Here is a 24,302-nt window from a genome sequence, read left to right on the forward strand (position 1 = left end):
TGCACGCTGAGACGGTCGCGGACGGCAGGTCGCTCCTCACGGAGCCGCCCGCACTTCCGCGCGAAGACCACGTCACCGCCTTCATGCGCCTGCACCCATGACTCGCTGAAGGCCAGTCATTCTCCCGGGGCCGGACCAGGGTGACGGTGACGTCGTCGATCAGCTGCACCGGCTGCGGTAACGGTCCGTGTAGTAGCCACCGGTCGGCCGTCATCGTCGCCCGCAATTCGGCTGCTAAGCCTTTCCGTAGATGTTGACAACGTTGCCATCGGAGCTGAGACTACCGGCGATGGCAACGTTGTCAGCAAGTGCCCTCCTCCCCATGACAGTTGCCCGCCACGTGTGTCTGAAGCAATCCGCCCAGCTGAGGAGCCTGGCTATGACTGTCCCTGACCGCCCGTCCCGGGCCCGTCCGTTCGCCTCCAGACGCCGGGCATCGGCTGTCGCGGTGGCGGTCGCCGGGATGGTGCTGGCCGTGCTGCCCGCGGTCGGCGCGCAGGCGGCTCCCGGCGGCGGCACGGCTCGCGGCACCTTCTCGACGTCGTTCGAGACGACCGACCGGGCACCCGACTGGGGGAGCACGCCCGAGAACGGCCCCGGCGGCCACCTCTCGGTGACCGGGGTCGTGCCCGACTCGGGTGGCGGGCTGCCCGGCTCGGTGATGGCGCGGGTGTCCTCGGTCACCGCCAGTTCCGAAATGCCGCCCGACCATGTCGCGGCGCGTGCCGCCGACAGTGATGCGGCCACCTCCTGGCAGGCCGACGGCAGCACTCCGGCGCTGACCGTTACCCTCGGCGGCTCGTCGCGGGTCACGCGCTACGCGATGACGTCGGCGCCCGACTCTCCCGCCCAGGACCCCAAGTCGTGGGTGCTGCAAGGCTCGCACGACGGCCGGCAATGGCACGCCGTGGACAGCCGCGGCGGCCAGGACTTCGCCCAGCGAGGGCAGACCAGGATCTTCACCGTCAGCCACCCGGGAATGTACAGCCGCTACCGACTGGCCGTCGGCGCCAATCACGGTGACAGCCACACCCAGCTCGCCGAACTGGTGCTCGCCGAAGGCCAGGGCGGCAAGGCCGGGATGACGACCTCCGTCGGCAGCGGCCCGGCGGCCGGCCCCACCATCAAGAAGGACGTCGGTTTCACCGGCACCCACGCCCTCAAGTACGCCGGCTGGCAACTCGCCAACCACGGCTCCGCCGAGGACAAGATCTATCAGGTGTCGATCCCGGTGAAGCGCGAGACGCGGCTGTCGTACAAGCTCTTTCCCGAACGCACCGGCAACGACCTGACGTATCCGAGCACGTACGTGTCGGTCGACCTCACCTTCAGCGACGGCACCCGGCTGAGCCGGTACGGCGCCACCGACCAGTACGGCAAGGGCCTTTCGGCCGCCGACCAGGGCAAGGCGAAGATCCTGCACGCCGGTCAGTGGAACGCGGTCGACTCCGAGATCGGCAAGGTCGCGGCCGGCAAGACGATCACCCGCGTCCTGGTCGCCTACGACAACCCCAACGGCCCGTCACACTTCACGGGTTGGCTCGACGACATCGAGATCGGCGCCGCCCCGCCGGACAACGACTGCGCGCACCCTGCGACATGTGTGACCACCACCCGTGGGACCGACTCCTCCGGCGACTACTCGCGCGGCAACAACATCCCCGCCACCGCGCTCCCGCACGGCTTCAACTTCTGGACCCCGGAGACGAACGCCGGCACGACCAGCTCGATCTACACCTATCAGCAGGACAACAACGCGGCGAACAAGCCGGTCATCCAGGCGTTCGGGGTCAGTCACGAGCCCAGCATCTGGGTACAGGACCACCAGACGTTCCAGGTGATGCCGTCGGGGACCGCCACACCGACGACAGCCGACCGCACCAAGCGCGGACTGGCGTTCAGCCACGACCACGAAACCGCGCAACCCGACTACTACGGTGTGACGTTCGACAACGGCATCCGTACCGAGATGACGCCCACCGACCACGCGGCGGTCGTGCGGTTCACCTTCCCCACTGGTGACGACAGCCTGATCTTCGACAACGTCAACGACAAGGCCGGTCTGACCGTCGACAAGGCCAGCGGCACCGTCACCGGCTACTCGGACGTCGCCGGCTTCTGGGGCGCCCCGCGAATGTTCGTCTACGCGACCTTCGACCGGCCGATGACCGGCACCGGCTCCCTCACCGGTGGCGGCGGCGCCGGGGTCAGCGGCTACACCTCGTTCGACCTCGGTGCGAACCGGCAGCTCAGCATGCGTATCGCGACCTCCTTCATCAGTGTCGACCAGGCCGAGCGCAACCTCGAACAGGAAGTCGGGCAGCGCGGCTTCGACGCCGTGCACACCGCCGCGCAGGCCGCCTGGGACACAGCACTTGGCGTCATCACCGTCCGTGGTGCGAGCCAGGACCAGCTCACCTCGCTGTACTCCAGCCTGTACCGGCTCAACCTCTACCCGAACGAACTGTTCGAGAACACCGGCACCACGGCGAAGCCCGTCTACAAGTACGCCAGCCCCTACTCGCCGGCCGCGGGCCCCTCTACGCCCGTGGCCACCGGCGCCGTCGTCAAGTCCGGCCGCCCGTACGCCAACGAGGGTTTCTGGGACACGTACCGGACGGCCTGGCCGCTGGACTCGCTGCTCTACCCCGACCTCACCGGGGACATGATCGACGGCTTCGTCCAGCAGTACCGGGACGCCGACTGGATCGGCCAGTGGACAGCGCCCGGCTACCTGGGCTTCAGCGGCACCAACTCCGACGTCGCGATCGCCGACGCCTACCTGCGCGGCGTGACCAACTTCGATGTGCGCGGCGCCTACGAGGCCGCCGTCAAGGACGCGACCGTGCCGTCGTCCGGGCTGACCGGGCGCCCCGACGTCCAGCACTCGACGTTCCTCGGCTACACCCCGCAGACCACCGGCTCCAGCGCCTCGGTGTCCCTGGAGGACTACCTCGCCGACTACGGCATCGCGCAGATGTCGCAGAAGCTGTACCGGACCACCAAGGCGAGCGATCCGCACCACCGCGAATACCTCGACAACTACCGGTACTTCTACGACCGCGCCCAGCACTACGTCGACCTCTTCGACAAGTCCACCGGCTTCTTCCAGCCGAAGAGCGCCGACGGCACCTTTGAGCACACCCCGGAGACGTACAACCCGCTGGACTGGAACTCCACCGACTACACCGAGGGCGACGGCTGGACGTACGCCTTTGCCGCGCCCGAGGACGGCAACGGCCTCGCCAACCTGTACGGCGGCCGCACCAAACTGGCCGACAAGCTCGACGAGTTCTTCACCACGCCGGAGACCGCCCAGTACGGCGGCGGGTTCGGCGGCCCGTACCACGAGATGTTCGAGTCCAGGGACGACGCGCTCGGCCAGTGGGCGTTCAACGACCAGCCGTCGATGCACGTCCCGTACATGTACGACTACGTCGGCCAGCCGGCGAAGACGGCGAAGTACGTCCGTGACGCCATGGGCCGGCTGTTCACCGGCAGCACGGTCGGCCAGGGGTACCCGGGCGACGAGGACAACGGCTCGATGTCGGCCTTCTACGTCGACAACGCGCTCGGCCTGTACCCGCTGCAGTCGGGCTCGCCGACCTTCGCCATCGGGTCGCCGCTGTACGACCAGGTCACCATCCACCCGCTCGGTGGCCGCCCGTTGACCATCACGGCGCACGGCGACTCCGACCGGAACATCTACGTCCAGTCGCTGACGGTCAACGGCAAGAAGTACGGCAAGACGTACCTGGACCACGCCGACCTGACCCACGGCGGCCGGATCGACTTCCAGATGGGCCCGCGCCCGTCCAACTGGGGTACGGCAGCGGCCGACGCGCCGCCGTCACTGACCTCAGGATCGAAGGCCGCCGTCCCGCCCGCCGACCTCACCGGTACCGGAAAGGGCACGGCCACCGCGAGTGGCGGCACCGACCCGGCCCCGTTGTTCGACAACACCTCCACCACCGAGACCACCCTGGCGGCCGGACCGTCCTCGGTGCAGTACCGGTTCGACCAGCGCCGGCAGTTGGATCAGTACACCTTGACCAGCGGAGCCAAGACCGGCGCAGATCCGTCCAGTTGGACACTCAGCACCTCGGACGACGGTACGCACTGGACCGTCGCCGATACGCGCAGTGGTGAACAGTTCAACTGGCGCCAGCAGACGAGGGCATTCACCCCGTCCGCCCCGACCGGCAGCCACCGCTACTACCGGGTCGACTTCGCGTCAGGTGACAGCGCGACGACCCTGTCGGAGGTGGAACTCCTGGGCGGCTGACCCTGGTTGCCCCGGCCCTCCGGCGGGGTTCTCGGGGGCCGGTGAGCCCGGCGCCACCGGCCCCCTCACGCACCACGACCACCACGGCGTCCCCCGAGGCGTCCCCCTCGGTTCTTGCCCTCGGACGCCCCCGCACCTCGCAGGCCACCTCGCATCCCGCACATCGGAGCCGACATGCCCGAGCAGCACCCCGACACCTCCCGCCGCACCTTCCTGCGGGCCAACGCCACCCTGCTGGCCGGCTTCGGTCTGTCAGCGGCGCTGCCCGCGGCCGCCGCGTACGCCACGGAGGCGAACACCGGCGCCGCCCCGTCCGCAGGTGCCAAGGGGTCGGTCGACCTCGCCCGGTACCGCCCGGTGGCGGCGTCGTCGACCGACTGGGCGCCCACCCCCGCCTCGTTCGCGGTGGACGGTCTCGGACAGCCGGGCGTACGGGGCTCCGGCTGGCGCGCGACAGCCGGCGACCCTCAGTGGATCAGCGTCGACCTGCAGGCGCCGAGCACCATCGAGTCGGTGGTGCTGGTCTTCGAGGCGGACAGCTCCGACCCGGGCTTCACCCCGGCGGACGGCGTCAACCCGTTCCTGCACACCACGGGCTTCGAGGCGCTGTCGAGCAGCGCCGTGGCGTTCTCCCTCGACGTGTCGGACGACGGGAAGGCCTGGCGCTCGGTGTACGAGACGACGTCCGGCGCCGGCGGGACGGTGACGATCACGCTGCCTAAGCCGGTGACGGCGCGGTGGATTCGGATGACCTCGACCAAGCGGGCCAACGACAACCCGGTGGGCCTGAACAGCTTCGAGGTCTACGGCAGGTGCGAGGCGCACCGGCCGCCGGCGACAGGCTGGACCGACTGGGGCAGCCGCCACCACGAGGCGCCTGCCTTGAAGACCGCCGCCGACGGCACCGTACCGCTGGAGTCCGGCTGGACGCTCACCATGGATGACTGGGCAGGTTCGGCCGACGGCGCACGGCTGTCAGGCCCCGGCGTGGACGTCAGCGGCTGGCTGCCGGCCACGGTGCCCGGCACCGTCCACGCGTCGCTGGTGGAGCAGGGGCACCTGCCGGAGCCGACGGTCGGCTTCAACAATATGCGGGCGCCCGAGGCCCTGTCCCGGCACGACTGGTGGTACCGACGGGCCTTCGAGCTGCCGTCCGGCCTGGCCACCGGCCGGGGCCGCCGCGTCTGGCTGGAGTTCGACGGGATCAATCACCAGGCCGAGGTGTGGCTGAACGGCCACAAGGTGGGCGAGGTGACCTCGCCGGTCGCACGCGCAACCTTCGACGTCACCGACGCCTTGGTCCGCGGTGAGCAGGTCGTCGCCGTGAGCATCGCCCCGATGCCGCACCCCGGCAACCCGGGCGACAAGGGGCCCTCCGGGATCTCCACGCTCAACTCGACCGCCGCTGCCGCGGATTCGCCCACGTACCTGTCCATCAGCGGCTGGGACTGGATGCCGGCGGTCCGCGACCGCGCGGCGGGCATCTGGAACCATGTGCGCCTCCGCTCGACCGGGGACGTGGTGGTCGGTGACCCGCGGGTGGACACGGCGCTGCCCGGCCTGCCCGCCGGCGCCGGGTCGTCTGTGCCGTCCGGTACGTCCGTGCTCGGTACCGCCGAGGTGACCGTCGTCGTCCCGGTCCGCAACGCGAGCAGTGCCTCACGTACCACCACCGTCTCGGCGACGTTGCACGGCGCGCGAGTGAGCAGCACCGTCACCCTGGCGGCGGGCGAGCACCGCGACATCACCTTCACTCCCGCGCGCTACCCGCAACTACGCATCAAAAAGCCGCAGTTGTGGTGGCCCAACGGCTACGGCGCCCCGACGCTGCATGACCTGGTCCTGACCGCCACCGCCGTCGGCCGCACCTCCGACCGGCGCACCGTGAAGGTCGGCCTGCGCCAGTTCGACTACCACTACGAGCAGCCGATCGTCATCCAGCCCAACGGCCACTCCGCGCCCCAGACCGTGGACCTGCCGAAGCAGCAGGCCCGCTATGTGCGTGTCCAGTGCGGCAAGCGCGCCACCGGTTTCGGTGTGTCGATGTGGACCCTGTCGGTCGTGGACAGTGCGACTCCGGGCACCGACCTCGCCCTGCACAGGACGGCGACCGCCTCCTCCAGCGACAACGACGCCGACCAGCCGGCCAACGCCGTCGACGGCAGTGACACCACCCGCTGGTCCTCCGGGTACTCCGACGACCAGTGGATCCAGGTCGACCTCGGTGCTTCCGCCGCCTTCGACCAGGTCGTCGTCACCTGGGAGAGCGCCTACGCCCTGACGTTCACCGTGCAGGTCTCCGACGACGGCACGGCCTGGACCGACGTGCAGTCCGTCAGCAACACCGGGACCCAGCTGCAGATCGCGGTCAACGGCACACGGGTGCTGGCCCGCGGCGGCAACTGGGGCTTCGACGAGCTGCTGCGCCGGATGCTGCCGGACCGGATGGACGACGCGGTCGGAATGCACCGCGACATGAACTTCACGATGATCCGCAACTGGATCGGCTCCAGCAACCGCGAGGAGTTCTTCGCCGCCTGCGACAGCAACGGCATCCTGGTGTGGAACGACTTCTGGGAGGGCGACGCGATCTTCCCGCCGGACGCGGGCCTCCCGTTGTTCCTGGACATCGCCCGCGACACCGTCCTGCGCTACCGCCACCACCCCTGCCTCGCGGTGTGGTGCGCCACGAACGAGAGCGACCCGCCGGCCGCCATCGACGCCGGGCTGCGCGCCGCTGTCATCGAGGTGCATCCGGGCATCCTCTACCAGGGCAACTCCGCGGGCGGCATCGTCACAGGACACGGCCCGTACTCCTGGATCGACCCCGCGAAATACTTCTCGGGCGACACTTACTCCATCGGCAGCTACGGCTTCCACTCCGAGATCGGCATACCCACCGTGCCGGTCGCCGAGAGCATGCGGCACCTGGCTGCCGACCAGCCGTCCTGGCCGATCGGCGACGTCTGGTACCACCACGACTGGAGTACCCGCGGCGGCCAGAACCCCGACACGTACCGCGCCGCCATCGAGGACCGGTTCGGCACATCGGACAGCCTTGACGACTTCTGCGCCCGCGCGCAGTTCGTCAACTACGAGAGCATGCGCGCCATCTTCGAGGCGTACAACGCGCAGATGTGGGACGACGCTTCCGGGGTGCTGCTGTGGATGTCCCACCCGGCGCACCACAGCACCGTCTGGCAGACCTACGACTACGACCTGGACGTCAACGGCAGCTACTACGGCGCCCGCAAGGCGTGCGAGCCGCTGCATGTCCAGGCGAGCCTGGCCGATTGGCAGGTGCACGCGGTCAACCAGACCGCCGCCGACCTGACCGGTGCGAAGGTGACCGCCCAACTCGTCGACCTGCACGGCAAGCGGCTCGCCGGAGCGCAGACCCGCACCCTGGACGTACCCGCGTCCTCCTCGGTGGCCGCGTTCACCGTGCCGTTCTCCGCAGCGCTGCCCACCCCGCACCTGCTGCGGCTGACGCTCACGGACCGGCACGGTACTGAGGTCTCCGACAACTCCTACCTGCGCTACCGCGCGGCCTCCGACGTACGGGCCGTCAACGACCTTGCGCCCGCCCGGCTGCGTACGACGGTCCGCCGGAAGGCCCGCGACGAGGCGGCGATCACCCTCCGTAACGAGGGCTCCTCGGTTGCCGCCTTGGTCCGCCTCGGCGTACGGGACGCGCGCGGCGACACCCGGGTGCTCCCGACCCGCTACAGCGACAACTACCTGTGGCTGCTGCCGGGGGAGAGCCGCACCGTCACCCTCTCCTGGCCGGCCCGCGCACTGCCCTCGGGCAAGCCCCGCTTCACGGCAGAGGCACTGAACCTCCCGCTGCGCAGGCTCTGAGAGAGGCCCGCACAGCAAGAAGCCCCGGGAGAAGCCCCGGATCGCGGGCCTGGGGCTTCTATCACGGGGTCTGCCCGATCAACGGGCGCCGACGTGGCCGGCCAGCAGGTAGGCGCTCTCGGTGCGAGCCGTGCCTGCTGGAACCCTGGTCGCCCAGGGCGGCAGAGTGGACGCGACCGTCACCGCGGGTACCTCGTTGACGCAGGGAAGTTCGTCGCGCACGGCGAGAAGCGCGTCGAGCATGTGACCGACGACGGGAGCGGCACGCCACGGCCACGATCGCCCCCCGACCAACTTGCCGCGAGGGTGCGACCAGCCGCTCCTGGGCGGGCGCAAGCTCCCAGCAGGGGGCGTCAGTTACACAATCCGCTGCATGGTCCCAGCCACAGTGGACCGCAGCCGTAATCCGTCCAGTTGCAGTAATACGGTGAGGCGTAGCACACCGTGTCGCAGCTTCCAGTTCCCGCGCACTGGGAATTGCAGTCGACGAGCTGGACGTTCTGATCGCTCCGAGGCGACACGCTCTGCGTGTCGGCAGGGCCCAACACCCGGAGAATCGCCCGCGCCTCGCTCTCGCCGAACACCGCCAGAGCCGCTCCTTCCAGGCCTTCGGCGGCTTCTCCCTGCCGCCGCCCCGCGATGATCTGCGGTGCCGTCCGCGTCGCGTCGTCCAGGACGGCGGATTGCTCGGCCGTCAGACCGGGGTGTGTCTTGCGGTAGTTCGCGAAGTGCGCCACCCACAGATCGCTCCGAGCCGAAGCCGACAGCGCGCCGTAGATGGCGCGCCGATAGTCGGCGGGGTAGGAGACGAACTCGGCGTAGCCGGAGGGCAGTCGGTCGAGATGGGCCTTCACCCATCGCGACGCCTTGCTGCCCTTCGCGCGGGTCATGGCTTGCGCGGGTGACGCGGCCAGGCCGCCGGTGACCAGAAACGTTCCCAGGGCCAGACCTGGCACGGCCTTGAGGATGCCTCGACGGCTCGGGGGCCGCAGCACATCGAGCTGGCGGAGTGCACGTACCACCCGCAGCGAGTCCGCAGGCCCCAACAGCCGCGCCAGGCGCAGGGACAGCGCGGTTCCGGTCCAGGCTCGCACCTGATTGCCGTTGACCGCCAACAGGGTCGGGGCCCATGGGGCCCCTTCCCCCAGGGCACGCGCCCGCAGGCCGCGAATACGGGGCTCCGTAAGGCCCGCAGTGGTCAACATGCCGTCGACGGAGGCCCGAACCCGATCTACCACTTCTTCACAGAATCGGCAGTCGGCGTCAAATGCCAGTACCCACTCGGTCATGTGCCTCTCCCCACGCTGATGTGAAGGGCAAACATGTGCCGAGGCGTCCGGCAGCGTCAAACAATTTCAGCGAGGATTGAAATGCTTGACACCTAAGGATTCAGTGGGCTGTGTGCGCGGTGCGCTCTCCGGCCCGGCAGCCGGCTCCGCCGATGTAGTACACGTTGAGATAGTTCGGGCCCGCGCCAGGCAGCTGGGTGCGGCCGGGGTTGACGCACAGGTGGTAGTCATTCGTGCTGCCATGCCCTCTGACGTCGACATGTACGCGCACTGTTGTCTCGCCGCAGTGGTTGTATCCGGCGAACTGGGACTCGCGGACGCTGTACCGGAAGAAACCGCACTGGGTAAGGGAGCCGGCGGCCGCTTGACGTGCTTCCGGACCGCGACCGGACTCGGCGTGAGCCGGCCCCGGGAGCGCCATCATGGCCAGTGCGGCACTTGACGCCACTGCCGCCAGGGCAGCTTGAAGGGGACGGTGGAAAAGCTTCACGAACACTCCTTGCGAGTACGCCAGGACGGCAACGACCAGCTGGCCGACGTAATCGTAACTCACTGAAACTGAATCATTGCTTTAAGTCACTGCAGGAGTGCCGTTCCTCGCGTCGTTCTCGGACCGCTCGCCACGGTGCTCGCCCCCCCCGAGCGATACGATGCGAGCGCCTGAAGCCCTTCAGCAGCTGCCGTCGGGCGGGCTCGGGAGCGCTGTGGCCGGTATTGGCTGGGGGATGTGCCTCCCGGCCGGGGCTTCGGCAGTCATCCGCAGGGCCGGGCGGTTTCCCGCCGATTGGGAAATGACGATCCGGCGGTTCAGGTCGGCCGAGACGCTGCCGGACGATGACTTGGGGAGACGGTCGACGGCCTTCCGCACCGAGCAGTTGGAGGTCGCGTACGGGTCGTCCCCGATCAGCCGGCGCGGGGCACTGCCCTGCCGTTGGCACAGGGCCGTATCCCAAGGAGAAGTCTGGCGCGCCATACGTCGGCCACAGTTACACCGGACATAGCGTGCCCCCCACCCACCGACCGGGAACGAACCCTACCGCCTCGGACAGCGGTCGCTGGGGCAAACGCCTGCGTAGAACTGGCAGTTCACTGCCGTGAGCCTCGCTGACGACCAGGCGCCGGGGGCATCCGGGGTGTCGTGTGCGGAGTGGTGTTAGTGGGTTGTTGGGGGTTGGGCGGGGATGTTGTGTAGTTCGGCCACTCCCGCGTAGTCGGGCAGTTCGGCGCCGTTGATCGCGCGCCCCACCAACTCGGTGAACCATTCGCCGGCGAAATCGGGGCGCGGCTCGGCGTCCGGCCCGGGGAGGTCGCGGCTGCGGGCGTTCAGCCGGCCGATCTCCTGGTTGGCCTCGACGAACGAGCGCATCCGCGCCTCGTAGCGGGCGAACCCTGAGGTGGGGTCCCAGCCGGCGGCGGCCAGCTCTCCGGCCAGCAGGTAGGCACCGACCAGTGCCAGCCCGGTGCCCTGCCCGGACATCGGCGACGAGCTGAACGCCGCGTCCCCGAGCAACCCCACCCGTCCACTCGACCAGCGGTCCATCGCCACCTGGGCGACCTGGTCGAGGTAGAAGTCCGGAGTGTCGTCCAGGTGCGCGAGGATGTCCGGGGTCAACCAGCCCATGCCCGCCATCCGCTTCCGCAGCAGGGCCTTCTGGGCTGCGACGTCACGGTGGTCGACGGCGAAGTCGGCCGCGTCGAAGTAGAACATGGCCATCGCCCGGGTGGCGTCCTGGATGGGTCGCAGGAGGGCGGAGCGCCCGGACTCCTGATCCTGGTATTCCAGCAGCCAGCGGTCCAGCCCGAACTCGTTGGGCACGCTGAAGAAGGCCAGCACGTGCCCGAGGTGGCGCAGGAACCGCTCATGCGGCCCGAAGACCATCGCTCGCAGCTCCGAGTGCAGCCCGTCTGCCCCGACCACCAGGTCGAAGCGCCGCCGGTTGCCGCCCGCGAAGACCACGTCGACCCCGTCCGTGTCCTGGGCGAGCCCGGCGATTCGGTCGCCGAAGACGTACTCGACGCCGTCGCGGGTGTCGTCGTAGAGGACCTGGGACAGGTCCCCGCGCAGGATCTCGATGTCCGCGATGAACCCGTCGCCACCGTCGTCGTCGGCACGGAAGGTCTCCAGCACCTGCCCCTCCGTGTCCACGGTGTGCGCGCCGGCGGTGTCGGTGCACGCCGCGCGCACCGCCGCGTCCAACCCCATGCGCCCGATGACCTCCTTGGCGATCCCGCGGGCGTCCACCGCCTGGCCGCCGGGACGCAGTTCGGGAGCCCGCTCCACCACGGTCACCTCAGCTCCCCACCGGCGCAGCCAGTGGGCCAGCGCGGGTCCCGCGATGCTTGCCCCCGCCACCAACACCCGGGGACCGTTCACCCGCGTCCCCTGCCCGCCTGTCCGGATCGCGTGCCCGGGGGTGGTGTCGTCGACGCTCATCACTGCCTCCATCTGCTTTCTCCCGTACTGGTACGTCCCAGCACGGGCCCACCGCTGTCGGTGTATGCAGCCGTATCGACCACGGATCCGCACAAGACTCATCGGTCGCGGCAGACATTGATGAGTAACGCCAACTCCGATAAGACTCACACCGACCCGGACTGGTGCAAACCAGCAGCTCAACGAGTCCGCACTCCGCGCCTGCGGGGGAGGGGTCCGACGCCCGGCAGCGTGCGCAGCGCGCCGAAGGCTGCGCCGGCGGGTCGCTGCCTGGGGCGCGCTCAGCCGCGGGCGATCTTAGGGAAGGCCTTGTCCGTGTCGACGTAGTACTTGCGGACCAGCGGGCCGAAGCCGTCCTGCGAGTCGCCGAGGACCATGGCCTTGAGGACCTGAACGCTCTTCGCGTCATCGAATTTTCGCGCCGCCGTCTCGGTGCCGCCGACGACCAACGGTTTCCACTTCGCCCGAGACTCCACTGTGGCGCTGACGTCCGGGTCGAAGCCCAGATAGTAGGGGCGTGCGGAGGGCTCCTGCCCGACGGCCAAGAAGACGATCACATGAAAACCTGTGTTGTGCTTGTTGTTGAACTTGCTCTCGCTCCCGCCCACGTGCCCGGCCGAACCGTTGATGAACACGGCACGGTCGGCCTTCACGGCTTCGCTGACAGCGGCCCATTTGCTTTCTGTCGTCAACGGCACCGAGAGGTCCGAGGGCTCGTACAACCCCCCTGCTCCGGGGCTCAACAGAGCGCCCACCCTTCGAGCGCGCACCTGACAGTCGTTGTCCATCATTCCCATGAACATGGAATCTGTCGGCATCTGCAACCAGAACTTGAGGCGGTCGAGGGCGGGGCCCGGCGTCGCATCCACCGCCTGCGAGATCCGCGCCCTGATGGCCTGGATCGTCGGTGTGGTCTGGTCGACGGCTTGGACGTACGCCTGCTCGATCATGAAGATCCCCCCGGGTCGATTCCCCTGTTCCACTATGGCGTACGGAACGTGCCTCCGGTAGAGCGGAGAGTGAGGAGCGGAAGGCCGAGGAACGCGTCGCCGTGGCCGTCAGCCAGGTCCTTCTCGGTGAGGTCTCCATCGACGCCGATGTTCAGTGCTTCGTCACGGTCCCTCCTGATCGGCACGACATGACCCGCCGCCCCACGGCGCTGATCGCGGACAGGACCTAGTCGCCCATGAAGTCCTCGATGTCCATGTTGCCGATCGCCAGATTGCCGACCATGCTCCCGACTTGCTCGGGGTCCATCCGGAAGGCGTGCCCGATGGGGCCCTCCAGGGGTACGACCAGCACGCGGTGGCCGGGATCGCGCATGGTGGTCCCGTCCGCGATCACCACGACGTCCGCGGTCAGCTGCTCGGGGTCCTGGCTGTCGCGGACCAGCGCCATGAGCTGCTCCGGGCTGGAGTCCTGGAACGTCGGGTCGTCCACGGTGTCGATGTAGTCGCTGAAGTCGTCGATGGGGTCGCCATAGCCCGGCCCTGGGCGGTACGTGGTGTCGAGGAGTGAAGCCCAGGCGGCGGCATCGGTGAAGTCGGTGCGCACGAGCAGACCGAAGTTCTCCTGGGTGAGCACGGGCAGGGCGCGGGTCGGGGGCTCATAGAGCGGTGGACGATTCAGCGACTCCAGGTTGGCGCCTATGGGATCGGGGAGGTCGTCTTCCCAGTCCTCCGCGGTCTCGTCCTTCTCGGGCTCCCATTCGGGTGCGGCGGGGGCCCTCTCCTCGAAATGCTCCAGGGTCATCTCCTGGTACGGGCGGTGCAGCACCAGGTAGGTCAGGGCCGCTTGACGGGGCGTGATCCGGAACGTGTCCCCATCGGTGGTGCGGAAGGCCAGCAGCGGACGTAGGTGAGGGTTGGCCGTGGTCCTGTCGTTGGCGAGCAGGACCAGATCAGGTATCCACCTCCCGTCTGCGGCCAGGATCTCGCGCACCTCCTCGGGGGTGGCGCCCTGCCAAGCGCGGTCGTCCACGACGATCAGGCGCCGGGGGATGGGCTCCCGCGGCACAGCGCGGGCTTCGTGTCCCCCGCGCGGTGCGACCAGACCGGGCAGTTCACCCATGCGGGAGAGCACGTCACGCCACGCGTCGTCGTCGCTGTGGTGGGTGCGGATCAACAACATGCCGGACACTCGCGGACCGTCATCGGCCGGGGGCAGGGGCAGGGCAGGACGCATCAGGGGGCCTCGCGAGTATCGCCGTGGGTTGTCAGTTACTCGGTTCTACCCGCTGCCTCTGACAAGACCCAGTTCTCCCACCCTGTCGCACACACCTGGGTTCGCTGAACTCGGCGGACAGCAGGGTGATTTGGGCGGTGCTCGCACCCTGGCCCGGCCAGCCAGCCAGCGCGTGCGGAGGAAGAGGTCACGGGCCCGTCCGGTTCGTGGCGATGCTAAGGCGACGGCCGCCCGGGGTGAGCAACTCGGGATCGACTGACCGCCGGACCCTGCCCTCACACATCAGCCACGGCGGGCGTCAGCCGGGATTGTTCAGCAGGGACAGCCCCAGGCGCCCTCGTGCTCCGGGCGACGAGGTACATCGACGCCGCCGTCGAGCTGCTCCTAGCCGAGGGCCGAGCTCCTCACCGAGGACATCGCCCGCCTCAACCAGGACCTTGTGCGGACCGACCGCGGGTGAGTCACTGTCGGTGGGCGATCTCTTCCGCCACCCGGGCCGCCTTGTTCACGCCGTCAATCATGTAGCGCCGCCACAGTGGTGCCACGGCCCGGCGCAGGAGCGGGGCGCGTCCTGGCAGCGGCTTGAATTCGTAGGTCCAGCGGATGAGGGTGCCGTCTCCGTCGGGGCTGAAGGTCCATTCACCGCGCACGCCGCTGACCAGGCGTCGCATCGCGTTGGTGAAGTCGGTGATCTCGTAGGCGAAGGAGTGCGGGGCCGTGTACTGGGTCAGGCGCTCGACGGCGGTGGAGCCGTCTGTGAGGTCCGGGTTGCGTGATTGGCCGGCCGCGTCCCACGCCCCGGTCTGGTTCTTCGCGCCGCGGACGCCGGGGAAGGGGCCCCAGCCGGTGAAGACGCGGGAGAGGTCGATCGGCACGATGATGTCGAACGCTTCTCGCGGAGAGAGCGTGGTGCGGGTCTGCACGGTGACTGGGACGCTGACGTCTGCGTCATTGATCAGTGTCATGGTCGTATTCCTTACCAGCTGACGGGGCCGAGGCGGTCGATGAACCGGCCCGTTCCGGCGTCCGGGTGTTCGGTCGCGAGTGTCACGATCGCGTCGGTGCCCTCCGTGACGGTCTGGGTGCCGCGGTGTCCGTTGAAGTCGGTGGCGGTGAAGCCGGGGTCGGCCGCGTTCACCCGGATGTCCGTCAGGGCTTTGGCGTACTGGGTGGTCAGCATCGTCACCGCCGCCTTGGAGGCGGTGTAGAGCGGCATCGAGAACTGTGATTCCACGCGCTCGGGGTCGTGGGTGAGGGCCTGTGATCCCATGCCGCTGCTGACGTTCACCACGGCCGGGTGCTGCGCCTTGCGCAGCAGCGGCAGGAAGGCGGTGGTGACGCGGACGATGCTGACGACGTTGGTCTCGAAGACGTGCGAGGCGTCGGCCGTGGTGAGCTGCTCGGCGGGCACAGCCGGTCCGGGTACGCCGGCGTTGTTGATGAGGGTGTCGACGCGCCCTTCGCGGGCCTCGATGTCGGCGACGGCCGCTGCGACGGAAGCGTCGTCGGTGACGTCGATCTGCACGAAACGGGCGCCGAGCTCGGTGGCGGCGGCCTGGCCGCGCTCCGGGTCCCGGGCGCCGAGGAGCACGGTGTGGCCCAGGGAGGTGAGGCGCCGGGCGGTCTCGAAACCGAGGCTCTTGTTGGCCCCGGTGATGAAGGTGATGTTCATGGATCCAGCATCGGCACGCAGGCGGGGAACAACCAGAGAGGGCCTTTCGGTAGGAAAACGGGTACCACCCTCGTCGGCCCGGTGCGCCGCCCCGTGGGGTCATGAGCGCAGACGAGACAGGTTTGGGCGCTGGAGACTCGGATTGACGGCCGTTGCCCCAGCCCGCGCGGACCGCACCTGGCGCGGCCACCACCCCGGCGCCGCCGTAGGCGCCCAGGCTGTCCGTGACACCGAATGCGACGCCTGCGCCGACCCGGAGAAGGACGTCCACGACTTCCTCCTTGAGCGGGTCTTCCCCGGCCGCTGGGCTGAGGTCGTGACATCGGGGGTGTGGATCGACCAGCCGGGTCCGAGCCGCTGACCGACCGGGTCGGAGCGCCGCACGCCGCAATGTAGGGGTTTCCCCAATGCTCGTCTCCCGCGTCGAGGGCCACTGTGGGACGGCCCGGTCTCCCCGGGACCGTCGAAGCAGAAGACAGGAGGCCGCGCCGTGTCGTCCCTCTCCCTCCGGCATCTGGTGCGAGCGGCTCTCGACGATGTCGGTGCGGCCGGATGGGCGGTCGAGGAAGAGGACTTCTGGTGCCGGGTGACGCGGCCCTCGGCGTCCGAGCGCGTCCAGGGGTGGAAGCTGCACGTCTCGGCGACCGCGCTGTCCGCGCCGCACGTCCTCGACCGGGCTGCGCGGATCCTCGCGGCGGGCGGCTGTTCGTTCAAATACGCCCGCAGTCTTGAGCTGGTCGAGGAGATGACCTCGGCGTCCTACGACCGCGCGCAGTGCGGCAAGTTCCTCACCGCATACCCTGATGACGACGCCCACCTGCGCGAGTTGGCCCACCGCATCGACGCTGCGACCGCCGGACTGCCAGGACCGGCGATCCTCTCCGACCGGCCGCTGCGCAAGGGCAGTCTCGTGCACTACCGGTACGGCGCCTTCCGGGGCGTTCCTGTGCTCACCAACGACGGCTCCTTCGAGGCCCGGTTGCGGGAGCCCGGCGGGGCCGCCGTACCTGATCCGCGCAAGCCGTGGTTCTGTCCGCCGCCCTGGGCCGAACTGCCTCTGGCAGGCACGCCCGGTCGTGCTTCGGCGGCGCCGGCGGCGCCCTCGTCGGTGCTGTTGGCCGACCGGTTCGTGGTGAAGGAAGCCATTCGGCACTCGGCACGGGGCGGTGTGTACCGCGCGCTTGACGAACACACCGGGGCCGAGGTGATCGTCAAGCAGGCCCGTGCCCACGTCGCGGGAGGGCTGACGGGCAGTGACGCACGGGATCAGCTCCGCAGGGAAGCCGCCATGCTGACCGCGCTGAACGGGCTCTGTCCCGATGTCGTCGATCAGTTCGAGAAGGACGGTCACGCCTTCCTGGTGGAGACTCTGATCAGCGGAGAGACGCTCGCCCGGTGGGTCCGGGACCGGTACGCCGACGCCGCGCCCGGTGTGGACCCGGCGGCGGCGCTCTCCATGGCGGCCCGGCTGGTCCGGCTCTTGGGTGAAGTGCACCAACGCGGCCTGGTCCTGCAGGACTTCAGCCCGAACAACATCATGGTGGGCGACGACGAGCGGCTCTGGCTGATCGACCCCGAATGGGCGAGACGTCCGGACGAGTGGACTTATCGTGCCTACACACCGGGGTTCGGAGCGCCGGAACAGTGTGCGGTGCCGCGCATCGGCCCCGCCCACGGGCCCGCCGTCGACCTGTTCGCACTGGGCGCTGTCCTGTGCTACCTCACCACCGGTGTGGCCCCGGCCTTCGCTGCGGACGACGACACGACGGATGACGACACAGCAGACGACGACGCGGCTGACAGGGCCGAGGGCAGCCGCGCCGCCCGCTCACCGGAGGAGCGCGTCAGCGCCCTGTTGGCCCTGATGTGCTCGGAGCGCCCGGCCGTGCCGGCACTGGCGCCCGCGATCCTCGGCCTGATGGTGGCGGACCCCGAACTGCGCTGGAATCAAGAGCAGGTGAGTGACTACCTGGCCGGTCGGACGCCGACAGCAGGGGCAACCGCCGCGTCACCTGACCGCCCAGCGGTTGAACCCGCCGGCGCCCTTCCCGACGTACGCAGACTCGTGGACGACGGCCTTACCTACCTGGTCCACGCACTCCGTCCGCACCCCGGTGAACGGCTCTGGAAAAGCGGCTCCTTCGGAGACACCACCGACCCGTGTGCCGTCCAGCACGGTTCGGCGGGCGTGCTGGCCGTGCTGGGCCGGGCATCCGAACTCGTCGACCGCGACGAACTGCGGCATTCCCTGGAGCGGTTGGCGCAGTGGACCGACGAACGGCGCGAAGACGTGCCGCGCTTGCTGCCAGGCTTGTACTTCGGCCGAGCGGGGACGGCCTGGGCGCTGTACGACGCGGCGCGCCGCCTGGACGATCCGACGATGGCCCGCAGGGCGGCCGACCTGGCGCTGGCCGTGCCCGTACAGTGGCCCAACCCCGATGTGTGCCACGGCGCCGCCGGGGCGGGCCTGGCCCAGCTGCACTTCTGGCAGGCGACCGGCGAGCCCGCCTTCCTCGAACGCATCATCACCTGCGCCGACGGGTTGACCGCTCGCGCCGAGACGGTGCGTGGCCGGACGGTGTGGCCCGTACCCGAGGACTTCGACTCGGTCCTCGCCGGTATCCGGCACCTCGGTTTCGGGCACGGCGTGGCCGGTGTGGCTTCCTTCCTGCTCGGGGCGGGTCAGGCGACCGGGCGCCAGGAGTACACGGATCTGGCCGTCGCTGCCGGCGCCACCCTCGCGGCGGAAGCCGAACTGGGCCCGTGGGGGGCGCGCTGGCGCTCCGACCTGGATCATGAGCCAGGGACCGGCCTGCTGTACCACTGGTGTTCCGGCGCGTCAGGGATCGGCACGTTTCTGCTGCGCCTGTGGCGCGCGACGGGCGACAGCGCTCACCTGCGCCTCGCGGAGCAGGCCGGTGCGGCGGTGCACGCCGTCCGCTCGACCGCTTCGACCGCTGCCTGCCACGGGATCGCCGGCGACGGGGACTTCCTCCTCGATCTCGCCGACGCCGTACCCGAAGGTCCCTACCGGGATTGGGCCTGCGACCTGGCCTCGGTCCTGCGGCTGCGCGCCGTGCTCCGCGACGGGCTGTTCGTCGTACCGGACGAGTCGGGAACGTCAGTACGCCCCGACGCGCAGACCGGCCTGGCCGGCGCTGTTTCCTTCCTGCTGCGCCTCACGCACGGCGGACCACGGCCGTGGATGGCCGATCTGCCTGCCGAATCCGCTCACACCCCCCGCTGAGCCGCTGGGAGCGGCTGGCCCGTCGATCCGGGCACCGCGTCCGCGGTGCCCTCCACCGGAACGGAGACCATTCATGGAAACAGAGCTCGAAGCGCTGCAACTACTGCCGGCCGAGGCCGAGGAAACCGCCATCGCCTGCACCGTGACCTGCGGGGTTTCCTGCTCTCCGGGCGGCACCTGCTCAGTGACCGGCTGACCGGCTGACCCGCTGACGGGCACCCACGCCCACCGACAGAGAACCACCGAGAACCACCGAGAACCACCGAGAACCATCCCAGAAGGAGAAGACATGGAGAGCGACCTCGATGCCCTGCAACTGCTGACGGGCGAGGAGGCCCAGGAGCAGTCGCTGATCCTCTGTGAGGGACACACCTGCAACGGTGGCAGCACCTGTGCCATCAGCTGCAACGTCACCAACTGACCTGACGTGAGGCCGGTGACCGGTGCGGCCAGTGGGAGCGCACCGGTCACCGGACCGGAGAAGAGCGGAGAGCAACGGTGACAACCGACCCCACGCCACAGCTGCGCGGCGCACGACGCGACGGGCTGCCACCGCTCGTCCTGCCACGTGGGCATCTGCTGTTCGTCGCGGCGGGCGGCATCTCCGTCACCGCCCTGCCCGAGTGGGTCATGCTGGCGCGGACGCGGTACGGCTGGTCGGTGCGGGTATGCCTGACCCACTCCGCGGCGTCCCTGGTGTCCCGTCAGGCGCTGGCCGCCGTCGCGCAGTCGCCGGTCGAAGGCCCCGACTGGGACACCTCGCAGGGCGTGGTGCCGCACAAGGAGCTCGCCGAGTGGGCCGACCTGGTCATCGTGGCTCCCGCGACCACCAACTTCATCGCCAAGTGCGCTGCGGGGATGACCGACAGCCTGGCCCTGACGACGGTCATCTGCACATCCGCACCCACCTTCTTCGCCCCCGCGATCCCCGAAGGCGCCCTGGCCCGCCCGTCGGTCCGCCGCAACCTGGAACTGCTGGAGCAGGACGGTCATCATGTCGTCCCGATGGCACCCGCGGTCTCCGCACATGACGGCACCCCGGTCTCCGCCGGCATGCCCTCCCTGCTGAGTACGTTGCGGTACGCCGCACGCATGCTGTCCGCGCGCACCGGGGAGGCGAGCGGTGACCACCCTCGAACAGCGTGACTCCGCCACCCATGGCGGGCGCCTGCTCAAGGACGTCGCACACGACACGCGGCGGCCGTTGACGCTGCTCGTGCTGGTGATGGTCACCCGCGTCGGGATCTCGATCGCCGTCCCGGCGCTGCTCTCCGCGGCCGTCAACGCGGTGCTCGACGGCGACAGCGCAGGGCACGGGAGCCGGGCGCTCCTGTGGGGCGCCGCCGTCGCCGCCATCGCGCTGTGCGACGCGGTGATGGGCCCGCTGGGAGCCGCCGGAACGGGGCGTGGAACGCGCCTGCTGCGCGGAAGGATCATCAGGCAACTGCTCGCGCTCCAGCCACGTTCGCCGCTTCCCCCGGGTGAGGCGGTCACCCAGATCACCCAGGCCGCACCGCAGGCCGGCGCGCTGCCCGCGGCGGCTGCGCAGTCCGCGGTCTCACTGGCGGGGGCGCTCGCGGGCTTCGGCGCCCTCTGGGCGATCGACCTGCGGACCGCGGCTGCCTTCACCCTGGGCGTGCCCCTGTCGGTGCTGATAGCCCGGCGGTTCGTCGGCCGGGTGACCGAGGCGCAGAGCGCCTATCTGGGTGCGCAGGCGGACCTTGCGACCCGGCTGCTCGGCGCGCTGACCGGGGCGAGGACGATCCGCGCCTCGGGAACACTGGCCACGGAGACCGAACGCGTCCTGGCCCCGTTGGGTGCCGTGTCGGCCGCCGGACACGCGATGTGGCGGCTGCAGAAGTCGACTGTCTGGCAGTTCGGGCTACTGGTGTCGCTCACCGAAGCGCTGGCACTCGCCGTGGCGGGACTCGGCGTCGCACAGGGCCGGTTGTCCCCGGGAGAGCTCCTGGCCGTGGCCGGCTACGTCAAACTCGCCATCGGCGCACTCCAGCAGGTGGACGCCCTGCTGTCGCTCGCGCAGGCCCGCGCGGCCGCCGGCCGGATCGCCGGCGCCCTCGGCCATCCCCTGCCCGCCGCCGGCCCGGTCACCGGTACGACGGGGCCGGGGACCGTCCTGCTGAAGGACGTCACCGTCCGCTCCGCCGGCGGTTCCCTGGTCCTCGACCGGGCACACCTGGCCCTGCCCGCAGGCCGGTCGATGGCCCTGGTCGGCAGGACCGGCGCGGGCAAGAGCGTACTGGCGGGGCTGCTCGGCCGGCTGGGCGACCCCGACGAGGGAGAAGTCGTACTCGACGGCGTACCCGTGCGGGACCTGACCTTCGACGAACTGCGGAACGCCGTGACGTACGCCTTCGAGCGCCCGGCGCTGATCGGGGAGAGCGTCCATGACGTGATCGCCTACGGCAGACCGGATGTGAGCCGCCGGGCGGTGGAGCAGGCCGCGAGGGCGGCGCGGGCCGACGGCTTCATCCGCAGGCTGCCCGCAGGCTACGACACGCCGTCGGCCCACGCGCCCCTGTCCGGCGGCGAACGACAGCGGCTCGGGCTGGCGCGGGCGCTGGTCAGGCCCGCCCGGGTGTACGTACTCGACGACGCGACCTCCGGGCTCGACACGGTCACCGAGGCCGAGGTGAGTGAGGCGGTGACCGGCGCGCTGTCCGGGCGGACCCGGCTCGTCGTGGCGCACCGCGTCACCACGGCCGCACGCTGTGACGCCGTCGCCTGGCTGCACGAGGGACGGATCCGCGCGGTGGGACCGCACCGCGAGTTGTGGCACCACCCGGACTACCGCGCGGTCTTCTCGGCCGACGCTGATCCGGCGACCGAGCGGGAGGTGCCGTGGCCTTCACCGGTGTGAGCACGAGACTGCGCGCGACGGCGCTCCGCAGCCCCGCGGCACAGCTGTTGGCGCAGTCACTGCGCGGCTCCGGCCGCCCCCTGCGGCGTATCGCCTGCTGGTCGGTGCTGGAGGCAGGCCCTGCCCTGGGATCGGGCTGGTCGCTCGCCGCAGCGCTGGACCGGGGGTTCCTCGCGGGTGAACCCGCCGAGGGGCTGATGTGGATCGGGCTTCTCGCCCTGTTGTACGTCGCCAGGGCCGTGGCGGAGCGCGCGCTCTTCGACCCGCTGGCCGCCTGCATCGAGCCGATGCGGGACGCGCTGGTGACCACCGTGGTCGGCGCGACACTCCGCCAGGCCGTCCGGGACGGCAGTGGCGCGGACGCGGCCGGTGTGTCGCGGATGACCAGCCAGGTCGACACGGTGCGGCTGGTTGTGGGCGCGCTGATGCGGACAGCCCGTCCGCTCGCGGTCACCCTGGTCGCCACCCTCATCGGTCTTGCCGCGCTCGCCCCTGTGCTCGCCGCCGTGGTCGTACTGCCGCTCGTCGCCGCGCTCGTCGCCTTCCTCGTCTCCATGAGGGCCGTGAGCCGGCGCAGGAGAACGGCGGTCGTCGCCGAGGAGGACGTGGCAGCGTCCACCGGGGCCGTGCTGGCCGCCGGCCGGGACATCGCTGCCATCGGCGCGACGGAATTCGCCTGCGCGAGCGCCGAGCACAGCGTCCGGGCCAGCGCCCAGGCGTCCGTCGCGGTTGCCTGGGCAGCCGCAGCGCGCGTTCCCATCGTCCTGCTCGGCGGCCAACTCCCACTCTTTTTGCTCCTGTTGGTTGGCCCCGCGTTGGTCACCGGCGGGACGGCCAGCGCCGGTGAGGTGGTCGGAGCGACGCTGTACGTCAGCAGCAGCCTGGTGCCCGCCCTTCAGATGCTGACCGGTACGGTGGCCGGACTGTGGAGCCAACTCCACGTCGTACTGGAACGGCTGGCCGCCGTGACGGAACCGTCCGACGACCCGTCGCCGGACCAGGTACGCGCGGACGCGCCGACGGGCCACGCCGTGCGGGTCGAGAATCTGACGTTCGCCTACGGGCCGCACGCCGAACCGGTGCTGAAGGACGTGCGGCTGACCATCGCGGAGGGCGACCACCTCGTCGTGGTCGGAGCGAGCGGTGTCGGCAAGTCGACCCTGGCCGGGCTGCTCGCCGGTCTGGAACGGCCGTCCGGCGGCGAGGTCCTGATCGGAGGGCGGCGGGTCGACGACCTCCCCGAGACCGAGCGTCCGGGCGTTGTCGCGCTGCTGCCGCAGGAGGCGTACGTCTTCCGCGGAACCCTCCGCGACAACCTCCGCTATCTCGCCCCCGAAGCGGATACGGCGGCCGTCGACGCCGCAGCACTCGCGGTGGGTCTTAGGCCCGTGGTGGACCGGCTCGGCGGCTACGACGTGCTGCTCGACGATCCGGCGGCCTCGCTGTCCAGTGGCGAACGGCAACTCGTCGCAGCCGCGCGTACCTATCTGTCGACCGCGCCCGTTGTCCTGCTCGACGAGGCCACCTGCCACCTCGACATGGCGAGTGAGGCGGTGGTGGAGGCGGCCTTCGCCGCCAGGCCCGGCACGCTCGTCGTCGTCGCCCACCGCCTCGCGTCGGCCCTGCGCGGGCGACGCGTACTGCTGCTCGACGGCACCCGGGTGGTCTGCGGCACGCACGCCGAACTGCTGGGCACGGAGCCCGGCTATGCCGCGCTCGTGGGCCACTGGGACGGCACGGCGCCGCACGTTCCGCGCCCGCGCCCCGTACTCGCCACCGTGCCGCACCCGGCAGAGCGGCCGGAGTGAGGGCTGGAGTGGGCGGCCCGAGCAGAGCGGGACAGCGATCAACCGCGGGGCGCGGAACGTAGAGCGGGGTCGGAAGGACCCCGGCTGTCGGACAGCGCCAAGGCCGGTCGCGCCGTTGCGAACGTGGCCACCAGTGCCGCCCGCGACCGGGTGCCCGTCTTACGGAAGACGCGGGTGAGATGGGCTTCGACGGTCTTGACGGAGACGAACAGGGCGCCCGCGATGTCCCGGTTGGACAGGCCGCGGCAGACCATGCGCAGGATCTGGCGCTCGCGCTGCGAGAGACCGGTCTCCGGGGCGTCCTCGCCGTCCGTGTCACCTGACACGCGCGGATGACGGGCGCCGATCGCACGCTGGACGTCGACGGCCAGGTGCCGTAGGTACTGCGAACCGCACTGCTCGGCGCGGCGCTTCGTGAGCCCGGTGTGGAAGGCGGCCTCCGACAGGTGGTCCGTGCTGATCAGCCGTCGGGCCAGCAGCAGCCGGACACGGCATTCCAGTAGCAGGGACCCGTCGTGCGCGTGCTGTTCGACCACGTCCGTCAGCAACGGGATCGCGTCCCGGTCGGGGGCGAGCGCCGCTTCGGCCAGGAGCACGGCGGCACGGTCGGCGGGGAGCCGCGAGGCATCAGCGGCGGCGCGAGC

Annotated in this window: 17 protein-coding genes; 10 read left to right on the forward strand and 7 right to left on the reverse strand. The window is 70.2% G+C overall.

Annotated features, from left to right (window positions below; translation table 11 throughout):
• The first annotated feature begins 379 nt into the window (after positions 1-379).
• Positions 380-4,285: a GH92 family glycosyl hydrolase gene (locus HY68_RS35290; protein ID WP_052457478.1), complete on the forward strand. Its 3,906-nt coding sequence runs from the start codon at positions 380-382 to the stop codon at positions 4,283-4,285.
• Positions 4,286-4,459: 174 nt separating this feature from the next.
• Entirely contained in the window at positions 4,460-8,146 is a 3,687-nt protein-coding gene (locus HY68_RS35295) for a discoidin domain-containing protein (protein WP_041999768.1), read from the forward strand.
• 353 nt (positions 8,147-8,499) lie between these two features.
• Here HY68_RS35295 and HY68_RS35300 read toward each other — a convergent pair whose 3' ends face one another.
• From HY68_RS35300 to HY68_RS35315, 3 genes are all read right to left on the reverse strand, one after another.
• Complete coding sequence (locus tag HY68_RS35300; protein ID WP_157874497.1) at positions 8,500-9,435, reverse strand: bacteriocin fulvocin C-related protein; 936 nt, start codon at positions 9,433-9,435, stop codon at positions 8,500-8,502.
• A 1,153-nt stretch (positions 9,436-10,588) separates the two neighbouring features.
• Positions 10,589-11,869 (reverse strand): FAD-dependent monooxygenase, encoded by a 1,281-nt coding sequence (locus tag HY68_RS35310; protein ID WP_198533491.1) that lies wholly within the window; start codon positions 11,867-11,869, stop codon positions 10,589-10,591.
• A 281-nt stretch (positions 11,870-12,150) separates the two neighbouring features.
• The gene (locus HY68_RS35315) at positions 12,151-12,819 is read right to left on the reverse strand and encodes a hypothetical protein (protein WP_041999778.1); all 669 of its coding nucleotides are present in this window, start codon (positions 12,817-12,819) and stop codon (positions 12,151-12,153) included.
• Positions 12,820-12,920: 101 nt separating this feature from the next.
• Between HY68_RS35315 and HY68_RS46115 the strand changes: the two genes are divergently transcribed.
• Complete coding sequence (locus tag HY68_RS46115) at positions 12,921-13,049, forward strand: hypothetical protein (RefSeq protein WP_277816783.1); 129 nt, start codon at positions 12,921-12,923, stop codon at positions 13,047-13,049.
• Here the strand turns inward: HY68_RS46115 and HY68_RS35320 are convergent.
• From HY68_RS35320 to HY68_RS35330, 3 genes are all read right to left on the reverse strand, one after another.
• Positions 13,046-13,999, reverse strand: coding sequence for a hypothetical protein (locus HY68_RS35320; protein WP_241778905.1), 954 nt, complete (start codon positions 13,997-13,999; stop codon positions 13,046-13,048). The two genes, HY68_RS46115 and HY68_RS35320, sit on opposite strands and share 4 nt — an antisense overlap.
• Positions 14,000-14,514: 515 nt before the next feature.
• Positions 14,515-15,018, reverse strand: coding sequence for an SRPBCC family protein (locus HY68_RS35325; RefSeq protein WP_041999783.1), 504 nt, complete (start codon positions 15,016-15,018; stop codon positions 14,515-14,517).
• Positions 15,019-15,029: 11 nt separating this feature from the next.
• A complete protein-coding gene (locus HY68_RS35330) occupies positions 15,030-15,725 on the reverse strand; it encodes an SDR family NAD(P)-dependent oxidoreductase (RefSeq protein ID WP_041999786.1) in 696 nt (231 codons plus the stop codon).
• Positions 15,726-15,867: 142 nt separating this feature from the next.
• Between HY68_RS35330 and HY68_RS44400 the strand changes: the two genes are divergently transcribed.
• The 7 genes from HY68_RS44400 (at position 15,868) to HY68_RS35355 (ending at position 23,658) form a co-directional block, all read left to right on the forward strand.
• Positions 15,868-16,086 (forward strand): hypothetical protein, encoded by a 219-nt coding sequence (locus HY68_RS44400; protein ID WP_041999789.1) that lies wholly within the window; start codon positions 15,868-15,870, stop codon positions 16,084-16,086.
• A gap of 129 nt (positions 16,087-16,215) precedes the next feature.
• On the forward strand, positions 16,216-18,972 hold the full coding sequence (lanL, locus tag HY68_RS35340; protein WP_041999793.1) for a class IV lanthionine synthetase LanL: 2,757 nt from the start codon (positions 16,216-16,218) through the stop codon (positions 18,970-18,972).
• 73 nt (positions 18,973-19,045) lie between these two features.
• Positions 19,046-19,168: a hypothetical protein gene (locus tag HY68_RS46120; RefSeq protein ID WP_277816784.1), complete on the forward strand. Its 123-nt coding sequence runs from the start codon at positions 19,046-19,048 to the stop codon at positions 19,166-19,168.
• A gap of 93 nt (positions 19,169-19,261) precedes the next feature.
• Positions 19,262-19,393, forward strand: a complete 132-nt coding sequence (locus HY68_RS44405) for an ALQxL family class IV lanthipeptide (protein ID WP_198533492.1) — start codon at positions 19,262-19,264, stop codon at positions 19,391-19,393.
• Positions 19,394-19,470: 77 nt separating this feature from the next.
• Positions 19,471-20,118, forward strand: a complete 648-nt coding sequence (locus HY68_RS35345; RefSeq protein ID WP_052457480.1) for a flavoprotein — start codon at positions 19,471-19,473, stop codon at positions 20,116-20,118.
• The gene (locus tag HY68_RS35350) at positions 20,096-21,850 is read left to right on the forward strand and encodes an ABC transporter ATP-binding protein (protein ID WP_078864096.1); all 1,755 of its coding nucleotides are present in this window, start codon (positions 20,096-20,098) and stop codon (positions 21,848-21,850) included. The genes HY68_RS35345 and HY68_RS35350 overlap by 23 nt, the downstream gene beginning before the upstream one ends.
• On the forward strand, positions 21,832-23,658 hold the full coding sequence (locus HY68_RS35355) for an ABC transporter ATP-binding protein (protein ID WP_052457481.1): 1,827 nt from the start codon (positions 21,832-21,834) through the stop codon (positions 23,656-23,658). The genes HY68_RS35350 and HY68_RS35355 overlap by 19 nt, the downstream gene beginning before the upstream one ends.
• A gap of 38 nt (positions 23,659-23,696) precedes the next feature.
• Here HY68_RS35355 and HY68_RS41260 read toward each other — a convergent pair.
• Positions 23,697-24,302: helix-turn-helix transcriptional regulator (locus HY68_RS41260; RefSeq protein ID WP_206742986.1), on the reverse strand; the 606-nt coding region annotated here is incomplete at its 5' end.

It is taken from the genome of Streptomyces sp. AcH 505 (genome assembly GCF_000818175.1).
Classification (GTDB): domain Bacteria; phylum Actinomycetota; class Actinomycetes; order Streptomycetales; family Streptomycetaceae; genus Streptomyces.

Excerpts from the sequence above, each read along its gene's own strand:
- HY68_RS35300 (WP_157874497.1), bottom strand. The coding sequence starts at position 9,435 with ATGACCGAGTGGGTACTGGCATTTGACGCCGACTGCCGATTCTGTGAA.
- HY68_RS35310 (WP_198533491.1), bottom strand. The coding sequence starts at position 11,869 with ATGAGCGTCGACGACACCACCCCCGGGCACGCGATCCGGACAGGCGGG.
- HY68_RS35290 (WP_052457478.1), top strand. The coding sequence starts at position 380 with ATGACTGTCCCTGACCGCCCGTCCCGGGCCCGTCCGTTCGCCTCCAGA.
- HY68_RS46120 (WP_277816784.1), top strand. The coding sequence starts at position 19,046 with ATGGAAACAGAGCTCGAAGCGCTGCAACTACTGCCGGCCGAGGCCGAG.
- HY68_RS35295 (WP_041999768.1), top strand. The coding sequence starts at position 4,460 with ATGCCCGAGCAGCACCCCGACACCTCCCGCCGCACCTTCCTGCGGGCC.
- HY68_RS35320 (WP_241778905.1), bottom strand. The coding sequence starts at position 13,999 with ATGTTGTTGATCCGCACCCACCACAGCGACGACGACGCGTGGCGTGAC.
- HY68_RS44405 (WP_198533492.1), top strand. The coding sequence starts at position 19,262 with ATGGAGAGCGACCTCGATGCCCTGCAACTGCTGACGGGCGAGGAGGCC.
- HY68_RS35315 (WP_041999778.1), bottom strand. The coding sequence starts at position 12,819 with ATGATCGAGCAGGCGTACGTCCAAGCCGTCGACCAGACCACACCGACG.
- HY68_RS35325 (WP_041999783.1), bottom strand. The coding sequence starts at position 15,018 with ATGACACTGATCAATGACGCAGACGTCAGCGTCCCAGTCACCGTGCAG.
- HY68_RS35330 (WP_041999786.1), bottom strand. The coding sequence starts at position 15,725 with ATGAACATCACCTTCATCACCGGGGCCAACAAGAGCCTCGGTTTCGAG.